Genomic DNA, 24336 nt, shown 5'->3' on the forward strand with positions numbered 1-24336 from the left:
CCCCTTTAATACCCTCGCTTTTTGATTAGGGGGGCTTATCTTGTAAAAATGAAATGCTCAACCGCATAAATTCAGCGATTGAGCATCATTAATATGTCCTATGAAACTTTTATCGGACAGCAATAATTTCAATCAATCCGGCCGAAAGATTCCCTATCTTCCTGTGAAGATACGTTGCATTCAAAGCTACAAGTCCAATCAGGTAGAGAGCCGAATCCACGGAGGGTAAAGCAGCCTTATAGGAGACGGCTTTCTTGATCTGCCTGTTAAAACGTTCCACCCAATTGGTGCTGTAAATAAACGGTCTGACCTCGGGAGCATAATCCAGATAGGTGAAATAGAACGGAAGCCTCGGACTTTCTCCGAATTTCAAAAGAAAAGGATAACTCCTGCCCCATCTTGCACAAAACGCTTTCATTCGTTCCACCCCTTCTCGAGAACTCCTTACAGAAGATTCCGTACTGAATACCTCTTTCAATTCCGATGAAAACAAAGCCTTGTCCCGCGGTCTCACTTTGGACTGAAGCTCCCTCTTCTTGTGAACGGTACACAATTGAACCGACACCCCCTTAAAACACTCCGAAGCCACCTCTTCTATCCCGCACAATCCGTCCGAAACGATCAGTTTCAATTCTTTCAGACCACGTGCCTTCAAGTCGGAAAAGAAGGCTCTCCAAATATGACTTCCCTCGGTGGGATTGTTGTAGATCCCGACAATTTCACGTCGCCCGTCTTCGCTCAAACCCATGGCCACAAAGAAGGCCTCTTTGGTACAACTGCCTCCGCGCCTGACCGGAATAAAGGTGGCATCGATGATCAGGGCTTCCAGGCGACAGGGAAGCTTGCGACTCATAAAGGCTTCCACACGGGAGCGTGTTCCTATGCTCAGACGGTTGATACTGCTCGTACTCATCTCTTTACCATAAAGCAACTCGAAGCATTTGGAGATGTCCTGCATCGTGCTGCCCTGCGAATACATCAGNTCGAGCATGTTCCCCTCGTAGAGAATTTTGCGGGGACGAAAACCGTTCCCGTAATCCCGGTGCTCATCCAAATAGATGGTGCGTTCTCCCTCCATGATGATTTCCATCATAAGAATCAATAATTCGTTGAGTCCGTCTTTGCTTGCTAGTTGATTCGAAATAATTTCTTTAATTTGTGTGCGTGTAAGATCCATACTGTTTTACTGTTTTATTTTATTTTTTCAAAGATAATAGTCTTGGGTCTTACACACTTTTTCGGGACAGTATCTTTTATAATGATCAGATGCTATTGTGTGGTTAATGGTGTGAATAATTCTTTTTCTATTGTTTCTTCTTTTCAAAAGGTTTTCTATCTTTGTAGTGTATTAATAAAGTGGGACAGCATATGTGGGTTAGTAACAGCGATGTTGTACCGAGATAATGTTGTCCGGAAGCTATTTTGATCTTATTGTGATATAAATATTGTTTGATGCACTTTCGGATAGAAGCAACTCTAAGCTCTTATTTATTGAATTACTTAATTACTTCAAAACAGTTTCTTGGTTATTGGCATTAAGAAAGTAGTGTGATTTCATTTGACTGTTGTAAGTTGATAAGCTCACTGTAATATTATTTGAAAATGATAAAAATAAGCAATCTAAACTATTCGTATAAGAGAGGTGTTCCTTTGTTTAAGGACCTTAATCTTCAACTTCCCCAGGGAACAATTACCGGTTTGTTAGGTAAGAATGGTGAAGGCAAAACAACAATGTTGAAACTTTTGTCCGGTTCATTATTGCCTAAATCAGGAAATATTAGCGTGTTGTTTAACGACCCGAGTACCCGTTCTTTTGCTGTTCAGCAGGAAATTTTCTTGCTTCCGGAGATTGTGCAATGCCCATCTGTTAAGGTTCGTAGATATTTAGATATGATGGCATCTTTTTATCCTACTTATGACAAAGAAGTAGAGGCTGACGCAATGCGTGTTTTTGATTTGAATGATGAAATGAAGCTTGGTAAAATATCTCAAGGACAACAAAAGAAAGTTGTCATAACAGTTGCTTTGGCTTCTCGCACACCTCTTCTTTTGATGGATGAGCCTACCAATAGTCTTGATATTCCTTCTAAGACTGCTTTTCGTCAGCTAATGGCCAAGTATTTGAATGAAAATCAGACCGTTATAATCAGTACTCATCAAGTTAGGGATTTAGAGTCTCTTATTGATCGTGTGGTGCTAATGAACAATAATGAGATTGTATGTAACGAAAGTATATATGAGTTGAGTCAAACATTTCATTTTTCACAAACGGATAAGGTTGACGGACAACCACTATATACAGAGCAATCACCTATTGGCAATGTAGGTATGTTTTTGAGAGAAAAAAACTCGCAAGATTTTGATGATGATTACTTCTCTCTTGAACTCTTTTTTAATGGCGTAATCTCCAACCATGATCTCGTAGGTAAATATATTAAACATTAATATGGTAATTGTATGGAACAGTCGGTTCAAATAAATAATTTTTCCAATAGTTTCCTTTCACGTTTATGGAAATTACTGAAGTCAGAGTTTATATGTAGTGGTAGGAGGACTTTGTTGGCTGTCTTTATCACTATTGGTGCTATTGTTTTGTGTTCGGAACTCATATACATGCTAAATGACAGTGGATCTCCTCTGGTTTATGACCATTCACTTTCGTTTATGCTGTGTAGCTTTGTTTTCTACCTGCTTTATGGATATTCTATCAATAAGAGAGTTAATAAGCCTGTTCCAATGGCCTATCCTCTTATTCCGGTTGGGAATGGAGTTAAGTTTGTTTCCACCTTTGTTATCTATTTGATTTATTGTGTGTTGGCCTATTTGACCAGCCAATTGGCATATACAATCGATTGGCTCGTCAATGGATGTAACATTGTTTCAACTTCCAGTATTTTACGTTTCGCCGATGGAATGGGAAATGGCCAAACATCTTATGTTTTGTACAATCCTTTTGTCTTTTCATCGAGTTCAATTCCCAAAGAAGCAGTATGGTTTTTGAGAGGATTTATTGGATATGCTATGATGAGTTTTGCTTTCTACCAATTTTGCTGTGTAAGATTTAAGAAGTTTTCTGTAGCCTTGCTTGTTTATGTATTGGCCAGCAGTTTTATTTCTCAAATAGTTGCAGTAATCTTCATGTTGCTTATCCAGGTTAATCCGGATTTCATAAAGATGGTAGAAGCGAAAAGTTTTGCAATAGTCCCATATGTCTTGTCTGTACTTATTTTTTGGGCTACTTATTACTCAATAAGAACGAAACAGTTATGATTAGTCAAGATATACAAAAGGGAAATATTTTCTTAAGAATAGCTGAGTTGATTAAGGAGCGGATTCTGATAGGTGAGTATAAACCTGACGAAAGGATTCCCTCCGTAAGAGATATTGCAGTTGAAATGGAGGTCAATCCCAATACTGCGATGCGAGCTTATGAACGCCTTCAGCTTCAAGAGATTATTTATCCCAAAAGAGGAATGGGCTTTTATGTGGAGAAAAAAGCTCCTCAAGCCATCAAGAGTGAGAGACGTGAGGCTTTTAAATCAAAAGTCTTACCCACACTTTTTAAAAATATGGAGCAGTTGGATATCTCATGGGAACAACTGGAAGAGCAGTATCAAAAGTATTTTGGCTTAAAGTCCTAAGGCATTTATTCCGAGAACTATACAAATAGAATCTCTGTTCATATACTTTTTCATCTTACAAACCCAGGTATGAAAATATACTTGGGTTTATTTTTTGTTGGATAGCTTTGATTAAGAAACTGTTTTAAGTTAATTTCGTGATTGTTTCTAAGCTATTCTTTATTTTGTCCGTTAATACATAACAATATGAGTCATATATATAATATAACTTTTGCGATGCCCAACTCGGCTTTGGTATCAGTCGTTTCTCATTTTCGTAAAGAGCTTCTTCCGAAACTTCACGATCAACTAAATGTAGAGTTTGAGCTTTTTCGTCTTGTCGAACCTATAGCGGATGATGCTTTGTCGAGCTTGTGTCTGCAAATCAGAGTGGCCGGCAAAGAGGATCGAGATCGGCTTATTAGCGATGCTGTATATACAGAATGTATGAAAGATTTGCATGATAAGTTTGGCGATCTTGTTCTTTCTTTTGATTCCTTTTTATCACCGATAGGAGGATGCAATGAAAAGTGATTCGTTGGGAGTAAATAAATCCAGAGAAAGAATAATCCTTGGCATTGACCCCGGTACCATTGTGATGGGGTATGGTATATTGCGTTGTGTGGGGCAGAAAGCGGAAATGGTAACAATGGGTGTCTTAAAGCTAAACAAGTACGACAATCATTATATCCGACTAAAAAGAATTTTTGATCGTGTTATCAATTTGATTGATACCTATTTGCCGGATGAGCTGGCTATCGAGGCTCCATTTTTTGGCAAGAATGTCCAGTCTATGCTCAAGCTTGGAAGGGCGCAGGGTGTAGCCATGGTAGCGGCATTGCAGCGTGATATTCCTATTACAGAATATGTCCCCATGAGGATCAAAGAGGCCATAACCGGCAATGGTCATGCTTCAAAGGAGCAGGTTGCAGCCATGGTGCAACGTCATCTGAAAATACCACAAGAAAATATGTTCAAAGAACTTGATGCAACAGATGGTATGGCGGCTGCTTTATGCCATTTCTTTTTGAGTTCTAATCCATTGCAAAAGGAGATCTCAGCGAGCAAGAGTTGGGCGGATTTTGTCAAGTCAAATCCCGATAGGATAAAGAAGTAGTTTTGACTGTCTTCATAAGAGGTAAATTCTTTTTTCTTCGTTGTAGACTCCTGTGAATTAGATATCTTTGTATATATGAGTAGAGATCCGTTGAAAGAATTAAGCAAGATGGAGGGACAGATTCATCAGTTGAATGAACCTGTTCCGATCGAGTTTCAAAAGAAATATATTCAGACATCTATCAAAGAGAAGCTGTCTAAGAATATTGAGGCTTTCCATCATTACGATCCCATTGTGGCAGAAAAAATCTTGTACAGCCGTTTATCGCAAAAGGTTGACAAGATAGAGGCTCTTATCATGCTTGGTGGGTCGGGAAAGGTTGATTCATTTAGGGTTTTAGAGGACTTTCTCGAGGTTGTAAAGCCGGGCGAATTGAGGTATTGGGCTTTGATGGCGCAATTTGAGTGCAAGGTTTCGATTTTTGGTAATCTTCTGGATGAGACCCAGGTTGCCATTACCAGTGGATTGGGGGGACGTGACAAGTTGATGCGTTTTATGGCATTGTTTATCAGTGATAATTTGGAGCCATTCAAAGATTTTCAGATTACTCAAATGAAAGAAGAGCTTACTTTTCGCATTGAAGAAAGCTCGGGAGAGATCGAAAAGTTTAAAGTTGGTCCTAATTGGCTTGTCTGTACTTTGCTGTATCCACTCAAATCTGATATAGCTTTGGTGATCAAAAAGTTTGTTGATGAGTGCAATCAGTATGGACATTTTATGGCAAAAGATTGCCTTTTGACAAATGCTAATGTGATAGATAAAGAGGTGATAGATGAAACTATTAGAAAATATCAAGCAAAACGAGGCGCTAATTCAGTTGATTAAATATGGCTTGGTCGGTGTTGTGAATACATTGATTACAGCTGTAGTGATTGCCATATTTTTGAAAGTTATCGGCACAAGCGATTTCATTGCTAATATATGCGGATATATTGCCGGCTTGATAAATAGCTTCTTATTAAATAAAAAGTGGACTTTTTCTGCGCATGGCAATTGGCTGAAGGAGTTGGTTGTATTCCTGTTAGGATTTCTTTTTTGCTATGTCATCCAATATGCATTGGTCTATAGCCTTAACAATCACACCTCTTATGATCGCCTATATAATCATTTTATAGGTATGGTCTTTTATACATTGATCAATTTTGCTTTTAATAAGTTTGTGACTTTTAGAAAGTAATATTTCTCAGGCTGTTTGTATTTGAGATTGCCTTGAATTGTGAATCTTCACATTCTACAATAAGATTTGTTTGTACTTATTGAGAAAGAATAGTGGTTAGGTTCTAAATTCAAGGCTTTTTTTGATTGTATACTTTCGGTTAAACCATGATTAATTCGATAAATAATGTAAATTTATTAAGACTGATTTTAGTCTTAAAAACAGCCTGTTTTTGATCTCAAAAAGGGCTATTTCTTCTACAAAGAGAGAGGGAAGGCAGATTTATCTTTATTGCGATGTGTTAAAATATATGTAAGGTATTTGTAATTTATCTTTTAGCCACTTAAAAATCACTTTCAAGTCGCCTTTTTTGGAAGGTCGCGCGACTTGCAATCCGTTCTCGCGCTACCTTGAAGGTAAACTCGCTCGAGGTTGCACCTGAAGTAGCGCGACTTCGCATGTCAAGGTCGCGCGAGATTGGATCCAAAGTCGCGCGAGAACAGATTGCTTCTTGCGCGAGCTTATTTGTTAAAATAGCGCATAAAAAAGCCCGTTTCGTACTATAAAAACGGGCAAAGTCGGTAAGAAGGTCAGATGACCCTAACCATCGAATTTATGATTTTGAGGTTTAATCAATAGTGTTTTATCAGCTTTTAGAGTTGAATCTAAGTCAACAGTATTTAACAAATAAAAGGTTCTCATCATGAGCTTCACAGCCCTATGATAAAGACCATGACCGGGATCTGTTTGTATCCTGCCGAAAAGACATACCTTACCCACATGGAGGAATGCTCCACCAAGCGAAATGATTATCAAAAGTATGGTAAGTAATATGCTTATCTTCATGGTTAGTGATTTGTATCAACAATCAATATACAAAAAACGGATCTCTTTCGCAATGACTCTTCATTTCCATTATTGATTAGAGAGACTTCTGAATTACTTGATTCAAAGGCCGGATTTGGGATAAATTAGGGCGTATTGCATACAAAGCATTATCTTTGGTGTAGGTTAATGTAAAAATAGAATTCCTATGGAGAAGTTTAGTGAAATGGCAGGGCGAGTATTCGCTGAGGCAATCGTTGCTTACGATAAGAAGGATGATGTTGATGCGGTATATGAAAACCCGTATCCTGAGAATACTATTGAGCACGATCTATTTAGAAAGAATTTGATTGACAATATCCAATGGCATCTGGAAGATATTATTAGAGATCCGGATATTGATCCTAAGGAGGCTCTGGTAATAAAACGCCGTATTGACAAAAGTAATCAGGACCGTACAGACTTAGTTGAGAGGATTGACTCTTATTTCTTAACTAAGTATAGTGATATTTGCCCTAAGGCGGATGCGACCATCAATACAGAAAGTCCGGCGTGGGCTATTGATAGACTTTCGATTCTGAAATTGAAGATTCACAATATGAATCTGGCAACCAAGAGAACAGATACTTCTGAAGAAACCCGTTCTCAATGTCGTCAAAAGTTGGCGGTGTTGCTTGAGCAGGATATGGACCTTAGCGGGGCTATCGATACTTTGCTTAAGGATATAGAAGAAGGTCGTAAGTATATGAAGGTTTATAAACAGATGAAGATGTACAACGACCCCAATCTTAATCCTGTTTTGTTGGACAAGAAGAATAAGTAATTACTCTTCGTTGAGTGTATTATCTATGAAGCTGTTTAGTATCATCACTCCACAAAACCTTGTAAACTGTTTTGAGTTGGTTTCAAAGTGAAATATAAAATCTTTTACAACCAATTAATTCAAGATTGTCGTTGATAGAAGGAGTGGTCTATTAAACAGCTTGAGTTTTATTATGAAACTTATAGCCCTCGTAGCAGGATTATGTGTCCTCATACATGTGTAACTTCTGATAGGCTGCGAAGCCGTTGGTCTTTTTGCCAGGAAGTTTTTTAAGTCTTAATTTCTCGAAACAATCAAATTACACCCTATTTCTCAATCTATCTTATGAGATATCTTATCATTAGATTGTCAGCTTTTGGTGATGTGGCGATGACTATCCCGGTCCTATATGCGGTTGCAAAAGCTAATCCGCAGCATAGCTTTACGTTTTTGACTCGTCCCGAGTTGACCGGTTTGCTTCTGCAAGCACCAGACAATGTCGAATCTATGGGCATTGACATTAAGCGTGATGAGAGGCGTTTGCCCGGACTTTTGAGATATACATCCAGGCTGGCAGAAGAAAAGTTTGATAAGGTGATTGATCTTCATAATGTTTTAAGATCCAAGATTATTCGTATCGCTTTGAGACTGAGAGGCGTTAAGAGCAAACATCTTCATAAACCTCGCAAAGCTTGGGCACTGCTTACGGCATATCCTCCTTTGAAACATAAAATGAAATTGTGTTCCATGGTGGAACGTTATGCCAATGTGGTAAGGTCTGCCGGATTGCACTTTGAACTTCCAAATGATAATATTCCAACAATCTGTATCCCTCAAAGTGATATTCGTGTCGTTGAAGAAAGATTGGGCATACTGCCCTCAGAACGAATATCTTGTCGCATCGGAATAGCTCCTTTTGCGGCACATGATCTCAAAACATATCCAATTGACCGGATGCAAATACTTGTTGAAAAGTTGTCTTCGTTAGATAATGTGGATATTATTCTTTTTGGGGCTAAAGGGAAAGAACAAGATGTACTTAACGAGTGGGCTGAGAAGTATCCCAATTGTTTTTCATTGGCAGGCAAGCTGAGCCTTCCTGAGGAGTTGGCCATCATGCAAACACTCAAATGTATGGTTTCTATGGATAGTGCCAATATGCATTTTGCGTCGTTGTTGGGGATTCGTGTTGTGAGCATCTGGTGTGCAACACATCCGTATGCCGGATTTTTGGGGTATGGACAGAAAGAGGAAGATGTGATAACATTGGACATGCCTTGCAGTCCTTGTTCAACTTTTGGCAATAAACCATGTAGAAGGCATGATGCCGCATGTAAGAACATTGATGTTGAATTGATTTATAAACATCTTGTAGAGAATTGCTTGTAATTTACCTGTTTTAAATAGGTTATACTATCAAAGAAACAATAAACAATCATTTTTAGTTATCAGATAATTCTATGTCAATTAGAATAAACAAATTTATTAGTGAAGCCGGACTTGGCTCCAGGCGGGAAGCTGAAGCTATTGTTCGCCAAGGTCGAATTACTATCAATGGTAAACGAGCAGCATTGTCAGATAGTGTCAATGCCAAAGATGTTGTCTGCTTGGATGATGTTGAGCTACCTGTACGTGACCTTATATTGGAAATCGAGGCTGATGAAGCTTATAAAGATGCCATAGATCGAAAAATTAGAAACAAAGAAGAGAAGATTCAAAAGCGTACTCACCTTTCGTCAAAGAGTGCTTCCTTAAGAAAAAGTAGTAAGAATAATCCTGAAAATCGTTATCGTTACAAAAAGATGCTTGAGATGGAGGAAGAGCTTGATTTTGATGAGGAGCAGAGTGCTTATGCAAGATTAAACAAGAAAAAAAGAAAAAGATGAAAGTATATTTGGTTAGGCATACTTCAGTTGTATGGGATGGCAATCAGATTTGCTATGGCAATACAGATGTAGATGTCAATCCTACCTTTGAAGAAGAGGCCGAACCTACAAAGAAGATGCTCTCTTCATTGAGTTTTGATGCAGTCTTTACAAGTCCTCTTAAGCGGGCGGTCAAGTTGGCCGACTATTGTGGCTTTGCTGAAGCAGTAAGGGATGATCGTCTCAAAGAGATGAACTTTGGAGATTGGGAAGGTCAAACTTGGGCTCAAATTATACCTAAGGGTAAGAGTATCAATGATTTTTTTGATTATTTCATTGAGCATCAGATTCCTAATGGAGAATCCCTCCAGATGCAGCAAAAGAGAGTTGTTGAGTTTTTAGAGGAGAAGAAGAGACTCGGCTTAAAGTCTATTTTAATCTTTTGCCATGGAGGAGTCATCAATTGCTCAAGAGCTTACGTAGGGGAGATGAGTCTTCGCGAAGCTTTCGAATTCTTACCTCCATTTGCGTCTGTTAACTCTCTTGAAATGTGATATTTATACCAATTTATTATGAAAACAATAGCTAAGTTATTGGCTTTTGGTTTGGCGGCATCGATGATTGTAGCAATGCCCTCCTGCAAATCAAAAGCTTCAGCCAAAGGAAAACAGAAGAAAGAGGCTAAGGCTCCATCCAAATTTGATAAGACGGTCATGGGAGCTAAAGCACAACAAGGGCCTTTTACTGTCTATATGACAAAGAAAAACAAGGTTTATTTTGCTTTGCCCGACTCTGTTTTTACCAAAGATTATTTGCTCTCCAGTCGTATTGCCGGTACCAGTGATACAAGAGAAGTGGTTGCCGGACAGATGAGTGTCTCTCCTTTTCTTATCCGTTTCTCCAAGGATAGTGCCAATGTTTATTTGCATGAAGGTCAGGCAACAAATAAAGTTCGTAAGGGTGATCCAATAGAATCCAGTTTCAAGATAAATTTTTTGGACCCTATTCTTAAGGCATTTCCAATTATTGATACTCAAGATGGCAAGGTGTTGATTGATGTAACAGACTTTTTCTCTACTGACGAGAAATGTATTACTCCTCTTACCATTTCGGCAAATCCACGCAGCCGTGCAATTAAAGGTTCTTTGGTTAGGGGCTCAAGTTCGGTTACGAATGTAAAGTCCTTTCCATTGAATGTGGAGATAAAGAGTGTTTTGACCTATTCTACACAACCATATTATAGCCCTTACACACTTGAAGTACAGCGTTCTATTCTTGAATTGCCAAAGAATCCTGTGATGCCTCGTCTTCAAGATAATCGTGTAGGCTATTTCAGCTCCGGATGTAGACTGTTTACAACAGATAAGGATAAGATTGATACTTATAAGATTGTTCACCGTTGGGATCTTCAGCCAAAAGATTCTGCAGCCTATTTTAGAGGTGAACTTGTAGAGCCCATCAAGCCCATCATCTTTTATGTTGATTCTGCCTTTCCGGCAAAGTGGATGGGAATAGTTAAGCAGGGTATTGAAGATTGGAACAGAGCTTTTGAAGCTGCCGGCTTTAAGAATGCCATTATAGCAAAGGATTTCCCTAAGGATGATCCTAACTTTGATCCGGACGATATCCGTTATAGTTGTGTTCGCTACGCAACGACTCCTACAGCCAATGCCATGGGTCCGAGCTATGTCGACCCTCGTAGTGGTGAGATTATCTGTGCTAATGTGATCTGGTATCACAATGTTTTGAGTCTTGTTCATAATTGGAGATTTGTTCAGACCGGAGCCGTTGATCCGAGGGTTCGCAAAGAGACTTTCGATGATGATGTGATGAGACAAAGTTTGAGATATGTCATGTCTCATGAGATTGGTCATACTTTGGGGCTTATGCACAATATGGGTGCAAGCTACAGCTATACGATCGATAGTCTGAGAAGTCCTTCATTCACTAAGGTGTATGGTACGACTCCAAGTATTATGGACTATGCGAGAAACAATTTTGTTGCTCAACCCGGGGACTATGAAAGGGGTGTTTGTTTGACTCCTCCTATATTGGGCGTCTATGATATCAACGCCATTCGTTGGGCCTACAAGTTAATCCCGGATGCTAAAACTCCGCAGGATGAGGTGCCTACCTTGAATGCATGGATTGCAGCTAAGGCTGATGATCCTATGTATGAGTTTGGTGCACAACAATTCCCTACGGTAATTGACCCTACCGATCAGACGGAAGATCTATCTAATGATCATTTTACCGCCGGAGATATGTCTATCAGCAATCTTAAGATTATTGCTAAGAATATTCCAAATTGGTTGGTTCAAAAGGATAAGAGGTATGATGATATTCAGAATACTTACCTTGAATTGCTACTTCAATATCGTCGTCATTTGGGTCATGTGATTCCATATATTGGTGGTATGATCTTTAAGGAAAATCGACAAGGAGACAAGTTTGATGCATATACCTTTGTACCCAAAGCAAAACAGCAAAAAGCTATTGATTGGCTTGTCAATCAGGCTCGCACACTTGGAGACTGGTTGTTTACTCCTGAGCAGGTTGCTTTGATGTCCAATGGAACACTTTCTCATATGCCGGGAACAATGAGAAACTTTATTATTCAAGGTCTTTATAATCCGGCCGCAATGAATCGTATCTATAATAGTGAACTCAAAGGTGGCAAAGATGCCTATAAGCTTGCTGACTATGTATCGGATCTAACCAATAAGGTCTTCGAAAAGTCTAAGAAAGGTGCCAAGCTTAGTGAAGCAGATAAAGACATCGAATCAAAAGCTATCTCTATGATGTTGTCTGAATCCAATCTTGTAAATGATAAGAAAAGTGGTGCCAGATCAATTGTGGAATCCGTAGACGAACTTGCTGCTCTTTCAGAAAAAGATGCTATGCCGTGTGCATTGGGTGCAACAGAAGTTGCTGAAAATATAGATGCTGATAGTTTCTTTAGACCTACAATGCTATATCGCTCAATTGATTCTAATATCATTGCTCCATTGTGGATCAATGCGCTCAAGCAGGTAAAGAACATCTATAATTCTCGCAGAGCTTCGGGTGACAGTGCGCAAAAGGCATTTTATCAATATCAGATTTTAAGAATTGACAATGCATTAAGTGGAAAGAATCTCTAATGTTTCACTCAATATGCAATTAGATCTTTTTGCGCGACAGTAGCAAACCCCTTTCTAAAGGCATGTTTATATTATGATTAAGGGCGGTGTATCAGATCATGACTTGATACATCGCCCTTATTATGTCTTATAGCAAGAAACTTTCTTTTGAGAGGGTAGAATAATAAGATATTCAATTGGGTATTAGAGAGATAGATTTGTGATATAAATATTAGGCTTTGATATACTGAGAAGAAGTGCTTGCATCTCCTCTATTGAAATGATGTTGTTTTCAGAAGGGTTGAGAGGTGATGGAAGATTATGATTATCTTCTTCTGTTACTACCATGACGCCACTTAGATAGATCGTAGCTTCGCATTCTCTGTCAAATTGTTCGAGTTTCATTGTCTTGGGAAGCAATAGAGGTCTGGGGCAGTACCTCCCTTTGCAGTATATGTAATTTGAGGCATATCTGATATGAGACTCGCTCGGTTCGATTCTTTTCATCTTAATAATAAGTGGAGAAATAGATTGGTGTTATTTCTTCTCTTCACTAAGGCTTTGGAGCTTCTTTTGAAGTTCCTTTTCGTCTATCTGAATTTGTACGGGGGTTATCTTGGTATTCGATTGTTTAGTCTTCTCTTGATCTGTTTCAATCGATGTCTCTTCGCTCTTATTTTGTTTTGCTACTTTCTTCATCGGAAGTTTGATCAGACTAATGCTGTCAATCATAAATGTAAGCGGTGCAAGCTTTTTGTCGGAGCTGTTTTGGCAGGTAATGTATGCTTTGAGGGATAGTGTACCATCAAGATAATCTTTTGGTACGGTGAGCTTGAGCTTATTCATCCCCGTTTTTTTGATTTGCATCTCTTTATAAGTCACAATCGAATTGTAATCATTGGCAACAACGGCAATGGTAATGGGATTATAACCCTTTTTGATTTGCCCCAGTACGCTGACATTTAATAGGAATGATGTGTTGGGTGTTACCTGTATATTATTAGGTGTTGCATAGATTTGATTGACCATTCGAGGACCTATCTCGATAAGCTCTCGTTTCCGATTGGTTGCAAGTAGATTGATGTTAACCTTATCAGACAAATCTTGTTGCTTTAGTAGTATCTCTTTTTCCGCTTTTTCTCTTGAGATGATAGTGTCTAATTCGGTCTGCTTCTTTTGGATATTGTCCATTACTTTGTCCCAAATCACTTCTGCTGCATCGGGGCGATTGAGCGAATACCATGCCATAGAGCTGTCATAGTCTTGCTTTGTGCAGGCATATTTGTTGAATATTCCTGCATAAACAGTCGCTTTTGTCGAGTCTTGAACTTCATAACCCAGACCATTTGAGATAAAAATCCCATCAGCTATACTTAGGTCTGTGGTAATCTGAATAAGCTTGTTGCCCGATAGCTTTTCCCAATTTCTTTTGTTGGGACGGACAAAAAACACAATGACAGCAATAGCTGCAAGTATGCAGACTGCAAGTATAATCCAATGTTTCTTTTTATTCTTTTTATTTGGATTTTGGTAGGTGTTCATCGTCCATCTAAAGCTTAACGTGAATTACTTTTTACTTAACCAATGTGGCATCTGTAGTGTCGAAAGAGCTTTGTGTGTTGATTTGGCATAAAATAAGATAAGGGCAAATGTGCCTACACAAACACAAGAGTCGGCAAAGTTGAAAATGGGACTAAAGAATATGAAATGTTCGCCTCCGACAAATGGCATCCATTGTGGAAAATAACTATCAATCATGGGAAAGTAAAACATATCTACAACTTTGCCGTGCAGCCATGAGCCATATCCGCCATTACCGGGAAATAATGTAGCTACCTGACCGTGGCTATCGCTGAAGATCTTTCCATAAAAAACAGAGTCAAATATGTTGCCAAGCCCTCCTGCAACGATGGCAGCCATTGATAGAAGCATCCCAAAAGGTTGTTTGACTCCTTTGGCTATCTTGGCAATAACCCAGCACGCAATACCTATTGCGATGATTCTAAATAAAGTCAGAAATAATTTGCTTCCTAATGTGATCCCGAAGGCCATTCCGGGATTTTCTATAAAGTATATCCTGAACCAGTTGGTAACAGTGATTTCTTCGCCCAAGACCATGTGTGTCTTGACGATAATTTTTATTGCTTGATCTATTATAACAAGTATAAGGATGAGCAGAAAGACCACCCATCCTTGAGACAATTTAAGTTTCTTCATTTGTTTTTGTTTTCATTGAGCTTAGCTTCAATGCTCAAAGTAGCATGAGGTACAGCTCTCAAACGTTCTTTTGGAATAAGCTTGCCGGTTTGCCTACAAATGCCGTATGTGCCGTTTTCTATTCGGACTAATGCTGCTTGAAGATTTTGAATAAATTTCATTAGTCTTTGGGCAAGCCTTCCGGACTCTTCCTTAGAAAGTGTGTTGGCCCCCTCTTCCAATACTTTGAATGTAGGAGAAGTATCGGCCACATCATTACCTTCAGCGTTGCTGACACCCGCACGAAGCTGTTCGAAGTCTTTTGTTGCCTGCTCGAGCTTCTCAAGAATTATTTGTTTGAACTCGGCTAATTCTTCTTCCGAGTACCTCGTCTTTTCAGCCATAGTATTTGTTGTTAGAGTTTTTCTATTTGTACATTTATTGTGAAATCATCAAATTCCAGCACGCTACTATCACTCACAGCATCATGAAGCTCCAACTTTTCTGCTTGTACCTCTTTGGAGATGTAATCGTGATATTCTTTGATCACTTCATCCATCTCATCTGAAGACAATACCAATAGGTTAATCTTATCATTAAGCTCAAATCCGCTTTGTTTACGAAGATTTTGGATCCTGTTTACGAACTCTCTCGCAAGGCCTTCTTTACGGAGTTCTTCTGTAACCGTAACATCAAGAGCGACAGTCAGTGTATCTTCATTGGCAACAAGCCATCCGGGGATATCCTCCGAAGCAATCTCAACATCTTCAAGTAACACAGAGACTTTGGGTTCTCCTGATTTGTATTCGATGTCGAAAGATCCCTCCTTTTCTAAGAGCCTTATCTCATCTTGAGACATATTCTTAATTGCTTCAGCCAAAAGCTTCATAATCTTGCCATACTTAGGTCCAAGTTTTTTGAAGTCAGGCTTTATTCTTTTCACAAGGACACCTGAATTGTCATCTACATATTTGATTTCTTTGACATTGACTTCGGCTTTGATAAGCTCCTCTATGTGTTCGATAGTACGTTTCTTTTGAATGTCATTTAGAGGAATCATAAGGGTCATAAGTGGTTGACGAACCTTGATATTAACCTTCCTTCTAAGAGACAATACCATTGATGTGATTTGCTGAGCAATACTCATCGAACGCTCGAGCTTCTTGTCAAAGCAGGATTGATCAACTTTGGGGAAACGTTCCAAGTGAACAGAATCTTTGGCACCGTCCAATCCATTGACAAGGTCACAGTACAGGCGATCTGCATAGAATGGTGACACAGGCGCCATAAGTTTAGAAATTGTTAATAGACATTGGTAAAGTGTTTGGTACGCAGCCAATTTGTCTTTTGTCATTTCTCCTGCCCAGAAACGCCTTCTTGACAACCTGACATACCAGTTGGAAAGTTGCTCAATCACAAAATCACTAATGGCTCTTGCCGCTTTGGTTGGCTCATAATCCTCCAGCTGTGTGTCTACTTCTTCTATCAACGTATTGAGTGAAGATAGTATCCATCGGTCAATCTCAGCTCTTTCCGAAATTTCAACAAGAGGCTCAGTCGCTGTAAAATGATCCAAATTGGCATACAGCGCAAAAAATTGATATGTGTTGTGGAGTGTACCAAAGAATTTTCTCTTTACTTCGTCTATTCCGTCTACATCAAATTTGAGATTGTCCCAAGGCGAAGAGTTGGTAATCATATACCATCTCAATGGATCAGATCCATATTGTTCGATTGTAGAGAATGGATCCACTGCATTGCCAAGGCGTTTGCTCATCTTATTGCCGTTCTTGTCCAAAACAAGTCCGTTTGACACCACATTTTTGAAGGCAACGGTATTGCCAATCATGGTTGCTATGGCGTGAAGTGTAAAGAACCATCCTCTTGTTTGGTCTACGCCTTCTGCAATAAAATCTGCAGGCATCAACTTGCCATTCTCTATATCCTCTTTGTGCTCAAACGGATAGTGTTGTTGAGCAAACGGCATAGCTCCCGAATCAAACCAAACATCAATAAGGTCTGCTTCACGATGCATTGGCTGACCACTTGGAGATAGCAGTACAATGTTGTCAACATAAGGCCTGTGAAGGTCTATCTTATCATAGTTTTCAGCACTATTATCTCCGACGACAAAGTCTTTGTACGGATTCTTTTCCATCAAACCAGCTTCCACTGCCTTGTCAATTTCAGATAGCAGCTCTTCTACCGATCCGATACAAATCTCCTCTTTCCCGTCTTCGGAACGCCAGATTGGAAGAGGTGTTCCCCAGAAACGGCTTCTCGATAGATTCCAGTCTTGAAGGTTTTCGAGCCACTTGCCGAAACGACCTGTTCCGGTAGACTCCGGTTTCCATTTGATTGTCTTGTTTAGTTCGATCATACGATCTTTGACAGCTGTAGTACGGATAAACCAGCTGTCAAGCGGGTAGTACAAGACAGGCTTGTCAGTTCTCCAACAATGTGGGTAGTTGTGAGTATGCTTTTCGATGCGGAATACCTTGCCCTGCATCTTGAGCATAACAGATATTTCTATGTCCAAAGTATCATCTTTGTCCGTTTTGTTTTTGTCGTAGGCATTCTTGACATATTTGCCTGCATAGATGTCATAAAGAGGAAGGTCTACGCATTCTTCGACAAACTTCGGATCAAGATCTTTCACTTTGAAAAAGCGTCCTCTCAAATCAACCATTGGCCTTTTCATGCCATCCTTGTCGATCATCATAAGAGGTGGTACGCCATTTTGCTTTGCCACGCGGTCGTCATCAGCTCCAAATGTTGGCGCAATGTGAACGATACCGGTACCATCTTCTGTTGTGACGAAATCCCCCGGTATCACTCTGAAAGCTCCTTCTCCAGGATTGACCCATGGAATGAGTTGTTCGTATCTCATACCCACTAAGTCAGCACCTTTGACTGTGTCAATGACGCGGTAGGGAATATGCTTGTCTCCGTTTTTGAAATTATCCATGGCCTCATCGCCTTCAAACTTTGCATCAAAAAGAGTGTGCATAAGAGGCTTGGCCATAATTATCGTTATGGGAACGGAGGTATAGGGGTTGAATGTTTCAATTATACAATACTCGATGTTTGGACCAACAGCGAGTGCTGTATTGCTTGGAAGTGTCCATGGCGTTGTAGTCCATGCCAGAAAGAACGCTTCTCCATGACGAGTTATCTCAGGTTTAGGATCAATAATCTTAAATTGTGCAATACAAGTTGTGTCTTTGACGTCTCGATAGCATCCCGGTTGGTTAAGCTCGTGAGAGCTCAAACCGGTGCCGGCAGCCGGTGAATATGGCTGTATGGTGTACCCTTTGTACAAAAGTCCCTTATTGTAAATTTGCTTAAGCAGGTACCAAAGTGTCTCTATATATCTGTTGTCGTAGGTGATATATGGGTGCTCCATATCTACCCAATAGCCCATCTGATTGGTTAGATTGACCCACTCTTTGGTGTACTTCATGACATCCTTGCGGCATGCTGCATTGTAATCTGCCACAGAAATACTCCTTCCAATGCTTTCTTTTGTGATGCCCAGGCTTTTTTCCACACCGAGCTCAACCGGAAGACCATGAGTGTCCCAGCCGGCCTTTCGGTTGACCAAAAAGCCTTTCATTGTTTTGTATCGACAAAATATATCTTTGATCGAGCGTGCAATTACGTGATGAATACCAGGCATTCCATTTGCTGAAGGCGGACCTTCAAAGAATATAAAGGAAGGGGCACCTTCGCGTTCTTTTAGAGAGCGTGCAAAGATCTCTTTTTCTTCCCATTGTTTTAATATTTCTTTGTTTACCTGTGACAGCTCAAGCTGTTTATATTCATTAAATTTACGATCCATAGGACTTATCTATTATAGTGAATTTGCTTTAATATCCCGCAAATGTAACGAATTCTAAGTACATTATGTATAGGAATAGGAATAACGTCATCGAATTTATTACCTCGCTGTCCAATATCCAAGAGGCTGTTAGGTATTATTTTCAGATTGATTGATGTTTTGTTGTGTCGACGTGTGCTTTGCTTTAAATGAAAAAATGGATGCAGTCAAAAACCGCATCCATTGATAATTTCCTTCCCCAAACTTTTGATCTTTTGTTTGAGTAAATTTAATAAATGATAAAATCTAAATTTTCAAAGTTAAATTACTTACTAAAGCTTAGTTCATTAGCTTTGCCAGATGTTGCCAATCCGGGTCTACGGCCTTGATAATTCCTCTCTGATCAAGTAGATAAGAGTGAAATCTTTGTTCCAATCCGTAATCTTGTTTAGCTCGAGTTTGACCTTTGGACTTAATCATAACTTGTTGATCTTTTTTTAACTTGTCAATAGTCAAAGTGTGTTTGAATATTGACTCCTCCGGCTCGAGTGAAACTCCTCGGTAGACAATCTTATTTGCCAGAGCTTTTGAAGAAAGAAGGTTTTGCCAGCGAATGTTGTTCGCTCTGCTTTCTCCATCATAAGAAGTCCAAAACTGCACCAAGTACATGGTTGGTTTAGGATTTTCTTTTTGCACTCCCAGCAAAGTCTGTATTTCCGGTAGGACATCTCCGACTTGAAGCGGTTCTTGTCCGTTGCGATAAATCGTTTTGCTTCCTGTAAGGATCAAAATCGACATACACGCCAGCATACCGAAAATGAGCTGCCTTAATCTCATAATGTTGTATTTTGGTTGCACATTCCACAAGTTATATCCACATTGACAGCAAATATTGAGAGGTTTTAGTTTGCTGAGTTTCAATAAGATGTGGCTCCTGGCTTTCAGGAAGTCTTGGCTCTGCAAGGCTCGCTTGCCCATGCAGTTTTATGTTTCAAGACTTGGCAAAGATATACTTTTGATTTAAAATACAAATTCAATCGATTCTATCCATTCTGTTGAAGAGCTGATCGGTAGCCGATAGTGGAAGATAAAAGATTTTTTATGACTCGAAGTCTTTTGATTTGCTGATTGGTAATCTGTTTGATTTTTAGTACCTTAGAAGCATACAAAGAATATAACCCATGGAAACAATAGTAGTGCTTACCATACTTTTAATTGTTATGATACTTGGAGGATTACTCTTCCGAGGCGGTAAGAAATATCTCTTTGTTCCGAAACAAATGCTTGCCTTGCCGGCCTTCAAAAACAATGTCTTTAGGATTTGTCTGCTGTGTGCTGTGAAGCTCGCAGAAAGATGCCTCTATTTGTTAAATACTATTGCTACATCTAATGCTCAAAATGACGTTCAAACATCATTTATTTACAACGAATTTCATCCAATTTGGGGTTAGGGGACTCTGACCCTATACGCACTTTGCCCGTTTTTATAGTACGAAACGGGCTTTTTTATGCGCTATTTTAACAAATAAGGTCGCGCAAGAAGCAATCCGTTCTCGCGCGACTTTCGATCTGATCTCGCGCGACCTTGACATGCGAAGTCGCGCTGCTTCGGGTGCAACCTCGCGCGAGTATAGGTTCAAGGTAGCGCGAGAATGGATTGCAAGTCGCGCGACCTTCCCCAAAAAGTGGCCTGAAGAGGGTTTTTAAGTCGCCAATTTGTCCATAAAAAGTCGCCTATACATATATTAACATTTAGATAGGACGATTCCGTCCTATTACTTGTGGCGTTTGTGTAGAATGAGCCTGTTTAGAGATAACAAAGGGGCTGTTTTTACACTAAAACAGGGTCGAATATATTTACATTATTTGTCTTATTTGATGTGTTTTATCAGGGTGTTTTCTTTCAAATCCCCAACTGTTCCTTAAATGTCTTAATGATATTTTTATTATTTTTGGCAACGCTGTATGCACCTTTTTCTCTTGTTTTTAGCGAAATAAGGGAGGCTTTATTATCTATTAAGTCATAAGAATTAGGGTGTTGAGACATGTTAGTATTATGTTTTTCCGAACAACTCTCTTCTATGAGTGCAGGGTAAATTTCTCTTTGTGAGTCATTCTGTACGGCAAATTGGTGCAATAATTAGGAAAAACAATTAACTTTGCCCCCTGCTGTAAGAGTGTTTTACTGCCAAATTTTATGGTTTGGATAGAACAAATACCTTGCAGACGATGAATATTTTGAAAGCAATAATAATAAATACGTACTAATAATGCAGAACAAAGGATTTGTGATTACGATCACGACTCTCCTGGCTCTGATTTGCGCGTTCTACATCTCGTTCTCATTTGTTACCAGTCACTATGTGGCTAAGGCGGACAAGATGGGAGCAGAAAAGGGACAAGCTTATTTGGACTCTATGGCCGGAGAGAAAGTGTGGATGGGTTATACCCTCAAAGAGGCCGAAAAACAACAGATTGGTTTAGGTCTTGACCTCAAGGGAGGTATGAGTGTTATTCTTAAGCTTAATGCCGGTGACTTGCTTCGCAATTTGGCAAACAAAAGCCAGGACCCTAACTTTTTGAAGGCTATTGAATATGCCGAGTCAAGCAACGACCAGAAGAACTTTATTGATGTCTTCTGCGACAAATACAAAGAGCTTGCTCCTAATGCGCGTTTGGCTGCTCTATTTGGTCAAGGAGACTTGAGAGATTTGATTTCTGTCAAGACAACGGACGATGAGGTTCGTAAGATGATCAAAGATAAGTATCAAAGCGCTGTCGATGCATCGTTCAACGTTATTCGTGCTCGTATCGACGGATTTGGTGTAGCTTCACCCAACTTGCAGAGATTGGAAGGTCAGGGTCGTATCTTGGTTGAGTTGCCGGGTATTAAGGATCCTGCACGTGTGAGAGACCTCCTTCAAAGATCTGCCAACTTGCAGTTCTGGAGAACATTTACTTTTGAAGAGGTAAAAGACGATTTACAAAATATTAATGACCGTGTTGATTTGTCTAAGTCTGTAGAAGCTGATGCTGCTCAGACAGAGGTAAAAGCTGATACAGCTACTTCGGCCAATTTGGATGCCGTAGAAGCTGATGCTGCTGAGAAGTCTTCTTCAGTACAAGCTATTGACTCAGCTGCAGAAAAAGATTTGGCGATGGCCGCAAGTGATAAAGACACTGTTTCTGCTACAGCTAAGAGTGACAAGGAAGATGTGAGGGCTGAGATAAAAGCTGATGCAGGCAAGAAATTGTTTGCTCTTCTTCAACCGGGTGGTTATGGTGCTGTCGTTGGACAAGCTCACAGAAGAGATATTCCGGCAATCAATGAAATGGTACAGAGAGCACAATCAATGAAGCTTATTCGTGATGATCTCATGCTTATGTGGGGTGCTAAGGCTGTTCAGGATGCAAAGGGTAAAGAGACAGATGTCTTCCAGCTTTATGCTATTCGTGGTACCAAGAATGCCGATCCGGATCTCTCGGGCGCAGTCGTAACATCTGCTAAGAGTGATATTCGTAATGAACTTGGTCACTCTGAACCGGTTGTTTCAATGAAGATGAATGAAGACGGTGCTCGTAAGTGGGCAACGCTTACAAAAGCAAATATCAATCGTTCGATTGCTATCGTCCTTGATGGTGTTGTTTATTCAGCTCCTAATGTTGCGACAGAGATTACAGGTGGTTCTTCTGAGATTAGTGGTCATTTCACTGTAGAAGAAGCGGGAGACTTGGCAAATGTTCTTAACTCGGGTAAGATGGAAACTACAGTTCTTATCGAGCAAGAGAATGTAATTGGACCGACGCTTGGTCAGGAAGCAATTAATGCCGGAGTAATTTCATTTGTCATAGCTATTATTCTTCTTATGATTTATATGTGCTTGGCTTATGGTTTCTTACCCGGTCTTGTTGCAGACGGCGCTTTGATTGTAAACAGTTTCTTCACTCTTGGTGCCCTGGCTTCATTCCATGCAGTCTTGACCTTGTCAGGTATTGCCGGTTTGGTCTTGACATTGGGTATGGCCGTTGACGCCAATGTGCTTATTTTTGAACGTATCAAGGAAGAGCTTCGTGCCGGCAAGGGCATTATGAGAGCTATCTCAGATGGTTATGGCAATGCTTTCTCGGCTATTTTTGACTCAAACTTGACTACTATTATTACCGGTCTTGTACTATTCTTCTTTGGTACAGGTCCTATCAAGGGTTTTGCTACCACATTGATGATTGGTCTTATCGCTTCGTTCATTACAGCAGTGTTCTTGACACGTATCGTGTTTGAGGCTCTTGCTAAGAAGGGTAAGATGGACAAGATTACATTTACTACATCGATGACTCGCAATCTGCTTGTAAATCCTAAGTTTGATATCTTGGGCAAGCGAAAGATGGGTCTTGCTATTCCGTCGATTGTTATCATTCTTGGTATCATCGGTATGTTTACGATTGGATTTAACAAGGGTATCGACTTCTCAGGTGGTCGTAACTTTGTAGTTCAGTTTGATAAGAAGATCTCTTCTGAAGAAGTCCGTTCGGCTTTGAATGATGAGTTTGATGGAAAGGTAGAGGTTACTTCTATCGGTACAAGTGGCGATCAAGTCCGTATTGCTACGAACTACATGATCGAGCAAGATGGCGAACAGGTAGACAAAGACATTCAGACAAAACTTTATGATGGATTGAAGGGCTTCTATGGAAGCAATATTTCGCAAGATGCTTTCCAACAAAATATAGTAAGCCAGCAGAAAGTATCTCCTTCTATGTCTAAGGATATTAGCAATGAAGCTATTATTGCAGTCCTCTTGGCTATGATCTTTATGGCTCTGTATATTTTGCTTCGATTTAGAAGTATCTCATATTCTATTGGGGTATTTGTATCAGTAGCTTCTACTACTTTCTGTATCTTGTCTCTATATGTTCTTCTTTGGAAGATCATGCCATTCACCATGGAGTTGGATACCAATCTTATTGCTGCATTGCTTGCAATTATTGGTTATTCAATCAATGATACAGTGGTTGTATTTGACCGTATCCGTGAGGTGAGAGGTTTGTATCCAGATAGAGAGCCGTATCAGCTTATGAATGATGCGATGAACTCTACTCTGTCTCGTACATTGAATACTTCTTTCACTACATTCTTGGTAATGATAGTAATCTTTGTGCTTGGTGGTGCAACGATGAAGAGCTTTACATTTGCAATCTTTCTTGGTATCATTATAGGTACTTATTCAACATTGTTCGTGGCTACTCCGATTGCATATATTCTTACAAAGAAGAAAGAACTCAAGAAATAATAATCAGAATTTGATTATATAATTCATATTTAGCGGGGTGCATCTTTGGTGATGCACCCCGTTTTTTATCTTAATTGTAAGAAGAGAGCTTAGAAAAATGCTGTCCTGAAGTGATTGTCGCAAATAGAGAAGATGATACGGCAACTTCATTTCATCATATTTGTGAGCAAATTAGAGGATTTCTAAAAGAAGAAAATGAGGTGTAGTCGAGTGTTGAGGTTGGAGAAATCGCACTCATGAATGTGAGTGAAGCAGAATGCGAAGGTGGCAAAGTAGATTGTTTTGTACAACAGGTTAGTGATTAGATTATGCATGGATACATAGGGATAGCAATCGGTTTTTGCTCTAATATCTCTTTGGAATAGGAATGGCATCAGCAGCCTTTTGAATCTATTTTATTAGAAGCTGTTTAAATTTAATTGAAAAACAATCTTATACAAGGTGTTAATATATTGAATATCAGTAGGTTAGTTGATTTATTATTTGTAACTTTATGATTATCAAACAATTAAAGTTATGGAGCAA

22 protein-coding genes are annotated in these 24336 nt (G+C 39.6%); 14 read left to right on the plus strand and 8 right to left on the minus strand.

The window, feature by feature from the left end; genetic code table 11:
* Nucleotides 1–109: 109 nt before the first annotated feature.
* Nucleotides 110–1177 (minus strand): IS256 family transposase, encoded by a 1068-nt coding sequence (locus tag ACFO3G_RS01070; RefSeq protein WP_380077168.1) that lies wholly within the window; start codon nucleotides 1175–1177, stop codon nucleotides 110–112.
* A 425-nt stretch (nucleotides 1178–1602) separates the two neighbouring features.
* Here ACFO3G_RS01070 and ACFO3G_RS01075 point away from each other — a divergent pair, with 425 nt between their 5' ends.
* The 7 genes from ACFO3G_RS01075 (at nucleotide 1603) to ACFO3G_RS01105 (ending at nucleotide 5914) form a co-directional block, all read left to right on the plus strand.
* Nucleotides 1603–2445, plus strand: coding sequence for an ABC transporter ATP-binding protein (locus ACFO3G_RS01075; protein WP_380077170.1), 843 nt, complete (start codon nucleotides 1603–1605; stop codon nucleotides 2443–2445).
* Nucleotides 2446–2457: 12 nt separating this feature from the next.
* Nucleotides 2458–3270 (plus strand): hypothetical protein, encoded by an 813-nt coding sequence (locus ACFO3G_RS01080; protein ID WP_380077172.1) that lies wholly within the window; start codon nucleotides 2458–2460, stop codon nucleotides 3268–3270.
* Nucleotides 3267–3641 carry a GntR family transcriptional regulator gene (locus ACFO3G_RS01085; protein WP_380077174.1) on the plus strand — a complete coding sequence of 125 codons (375 nt, stop codon included), beginning with the start codon at nucleotides 3267–3269 and terminating at the stop codon, nucleotides 3639–3641. Before ACFO3G_RS01080 ends, ACFO3G_RS01085 begins: the two co-directional genes overlap by 4 nt.
* Nucleotides 3642–3827: 186 nt before the next feature.
* Nucleotides 3828–4154: a hypothetical protein gene (locus ACFO3G_RS01090; RefSeq protein ID WP_380077176.1), complete on the plus strand. Its 327-nt coding sequence runs from the start codon at nucleotides 3828–3830 to the stop codon at nucleotides 4152–4154.
* Nucleotides 4144–4737: a crossover junction endodeoxyribonuclease RuvC gene (ruvC, locus tag ACFO3G_RS01095; RefSeq protein ID WP_380077178.1), complete on the plus strand. Its 594-nt coding sequence runs from the start codon at nucleotides 4144–4146 to the stop codon at nucleotides 4735–4737. Before ACFO3G_RS01090 ends, ruvC begins: the two co-directional genes overlap by 11 nt.
* Before the next feature lie 75 nt (nucleotides 4738–4812).
* Nucleotides 4813–5562 carry a hypothetical protein gene (locus ACFO3G_RS01100; RefSeq protein ID WP_380077180.1) on the plus strand — a complete coding sequence of 250 codons (750 nt, stop codon included), beginning with the start codon at nucleotides 4813–4815 and terminating at the stop codon, nucleotides 5560–5562.
* A complete protein-coding gene (locus ACFO3G_RS01105; RefSeq protein ID WP_380077182.1) occupies nucleotides 5510–5914 on the plus strand; it encodes a GtrA family protein in 405 nt (134 codons plus the stop codon). Before ACFO3G_RS01100 ends, ACFO3G_RS01105 begins: the two co-directional genes overlap by 53 nt.
* 579 nt (nucleotides 5915–6493) lie before the next feature.
* Here ACFO3G_RS01105 and ACFO3G_RS01110 read toward each other — a convergent pair.
* Nucleotides 6494–6739 carry a hypothetical protein gene (locus ACFO3G_RS01110; protein WP_380077184.1) on the minus strand — a complete coding sequence of 82 codons (246 nt, stop codon included), beginning with the start codon at nucleotides 6737–6739 and terminating at the stop codon, nucleotides 6494–6496.
* Nucleotides 6740–6944: 205 nt separating this feature from the next.
* On the opposite strand from ACFO3G_RS01110, the gene ACFO3G_RS01115 reads away from it, so the two are divergent.
* The 5 genes from ACFO3G_RS01115 (at nucleotide 6945) to ACFO3G_RS01135 (ending at nucleotide 12528) form a co-directional block, all read left to right on the plus strand.
* A complete protein-coding gene (locus ACFO3G_RS01115) occupies nucleotides 6945–7541 on the plus strand; it encodes a DUF4254 domain-containing protein (protein ID WP_380077210.1) in 597 nt (198 codons plus the stop codon).
* Between the two features lie 324 nt (nucleotides 7542–7865).
* A complete protein-coding gene (locus ACFO3G_RS01120) occupies nucleotides 7866–8909 on the plus strand; it encodes a glycosyltransferase family 9 protein (RefSeq protein WP_380077186.1) in 1044 nt (347 codons plus the stop codon).
* Nucleotides 8910–8980: 71 nt separating this feature from the next.
* Nucleotides 8981–9406, plus strand: coding sequence for a S4 domain-containing protein (locus ACFO3G_RS01125; RefSeq protein ID WP_380077188.1), 426 nt, complete (start codon nucleotides 8981–8983; stop codon nucleotides 9404–9406).
* Nucleotides 9403–9939, plus strand: coding sequence for an alpha-ribazole phosphatase family protein (gene cobC / locus ACFO3G_RS01130; protein ID WP_380077190.1), 537 nt, complete (start codon nucleotides 9403–9405; stop codon nucleotides 9937–9939). Before ACFO3G_RS01125 ends, cobC begins: the two co-directional genes overlap by 4 nt.
* 18 nt (nucleotides 9940–9957) lie before the next feature.
* Nucleotides 9958–12528 (plus strand): zinc-dependent metalloprotease, encoded by a 2571-nt coding sequence (locus ACFO3G_RS01135; RefSeq protein ID WP_380077192.1) that lies wholly within the window; start codon nucleotides 9958–9960, stop codon nucleotides 12526–12528.
* A 183-nt stretch (nucleotides 12529–12711) separates the two neighbouring features.
* Here ACFO3G_RS01135 and ACFO3G_RS01140 read toward each other — a convergent pair whose 3' ends face one another.
* The 6 genes from ACFO3G_RS01140 to ACFO3G_RS01165 form a co-directional block, all read right to left on the minus strand.
* A complete protein-coding gene (locus tag ACFO3G_RS01140) occupies nucleotides 12712–13014 on the minus strand; it encodes a hypothetical protein (RefSeq protein WP_380077194.1) in 303 nt (100 codons plus the stop codon).
* Between the two features lie 30 nt (nucleotides 13015–13044).
* A complete protein-coding gene (locus ACFO3G_RS01145) occupies nucleotides 13045–14049 on the minus strand; it encodes a DUF4296 domain-containing protein (RefSeq protein ID WP_380077196.1) in 1005 nt (334 codons plus the stop codon).
* A 24-nt stretch (nucleotides 14050–14073) separates the two neighbouring features.
* Complete coding sequence (locus tag ACFO3G_RS01150; RefSeq protein ID WP_380077198.1) at nucleotides 14074–14724, minus strand: lipoprotein signal peptidase; 651 nt, start codon at nucleotides 14722–14724, stop codon at nucleotides 14074–14076.
* Nucleotides 14721–15107, minus strand: a complete 387-nt coding sequence (locus ACFO3G_RS01155; RefSeq protein WP_380077200.1) for a TraR/DksA family transcriptional regulator — start codon at nucleotides 15105–15107, stop codon at nucleotides 14721–14723. The genes ACFO3G_RS01150 and ACFO3G_RS01155 overlap by 4 nt, the downstream gene beginning before the upstream one ends.
* A gap of 11 nt (nucleotides 15108–15118) precedes the next feature.
* A complete protein-coding gene (gene ileS, locus ACFO3G_RS01160; RefSeq protein WP_380077202.1) occupies nucleotides 15119–18544 on the minus strand; it encodes an isoleucine--tRNA ligase in 3426 nt (1141 codons plus the stop codon).
* A 318-nt stretch (nucleotides 18545–18862) separates the two neighbouring features.
* Entirely contained in the window at nucleotides 18863–19360 is a 498-nt protein-coding gene (locus tag ACFO3G_RS01165; protein ID WP_380077204.1) for a hypothetical protein, read from the minus strand.
* 344 nt (nucleotides 19361–19704) lie between these two features.
* Between ACFO3G_RS01165 and ACFO3G_RS01170 the strand changes: the two genes are divergently transcribed.
* Both ACFO3G_RS01170 and secDF read left to right on the plus strand, forming a co-directional pair.
* Complete coding sequence (locus ACFO3G_RS01170) at nucleotides 19705–19974, plus strand: hypothetical protein (protein ID WP_380077206.1); 270 nt, start codon at nucleotides 19705–19707, stop codon at nucleotides 19972–19974.
* An 819-nt stretch (nucleotides 19975–20793) separates the two neighbouring features.
* A complete protein-coding gene (gene secDF / locus ACFO3G_RS01175) occupies nucleotides 20794–23811 on the plus strand; it encodes a protein translocase subunit SecDF (protein WP_380077208.1) in 3018 nt (1005 codons plus the stop codon).
* The last annotated feature ends 525 nt before the right edge of the window (nucleotides 23812–24336 follow it).

It is taken from the genome of Falsiporphyromonas endometrii, assembly GCF_042654485.1.
GTDB lineage: Bacteria > Bacteroidota > Bacteroidia > Bacteroidales > Porphyromonadaceae > Porphyromonas > Porphyromonas endometrii.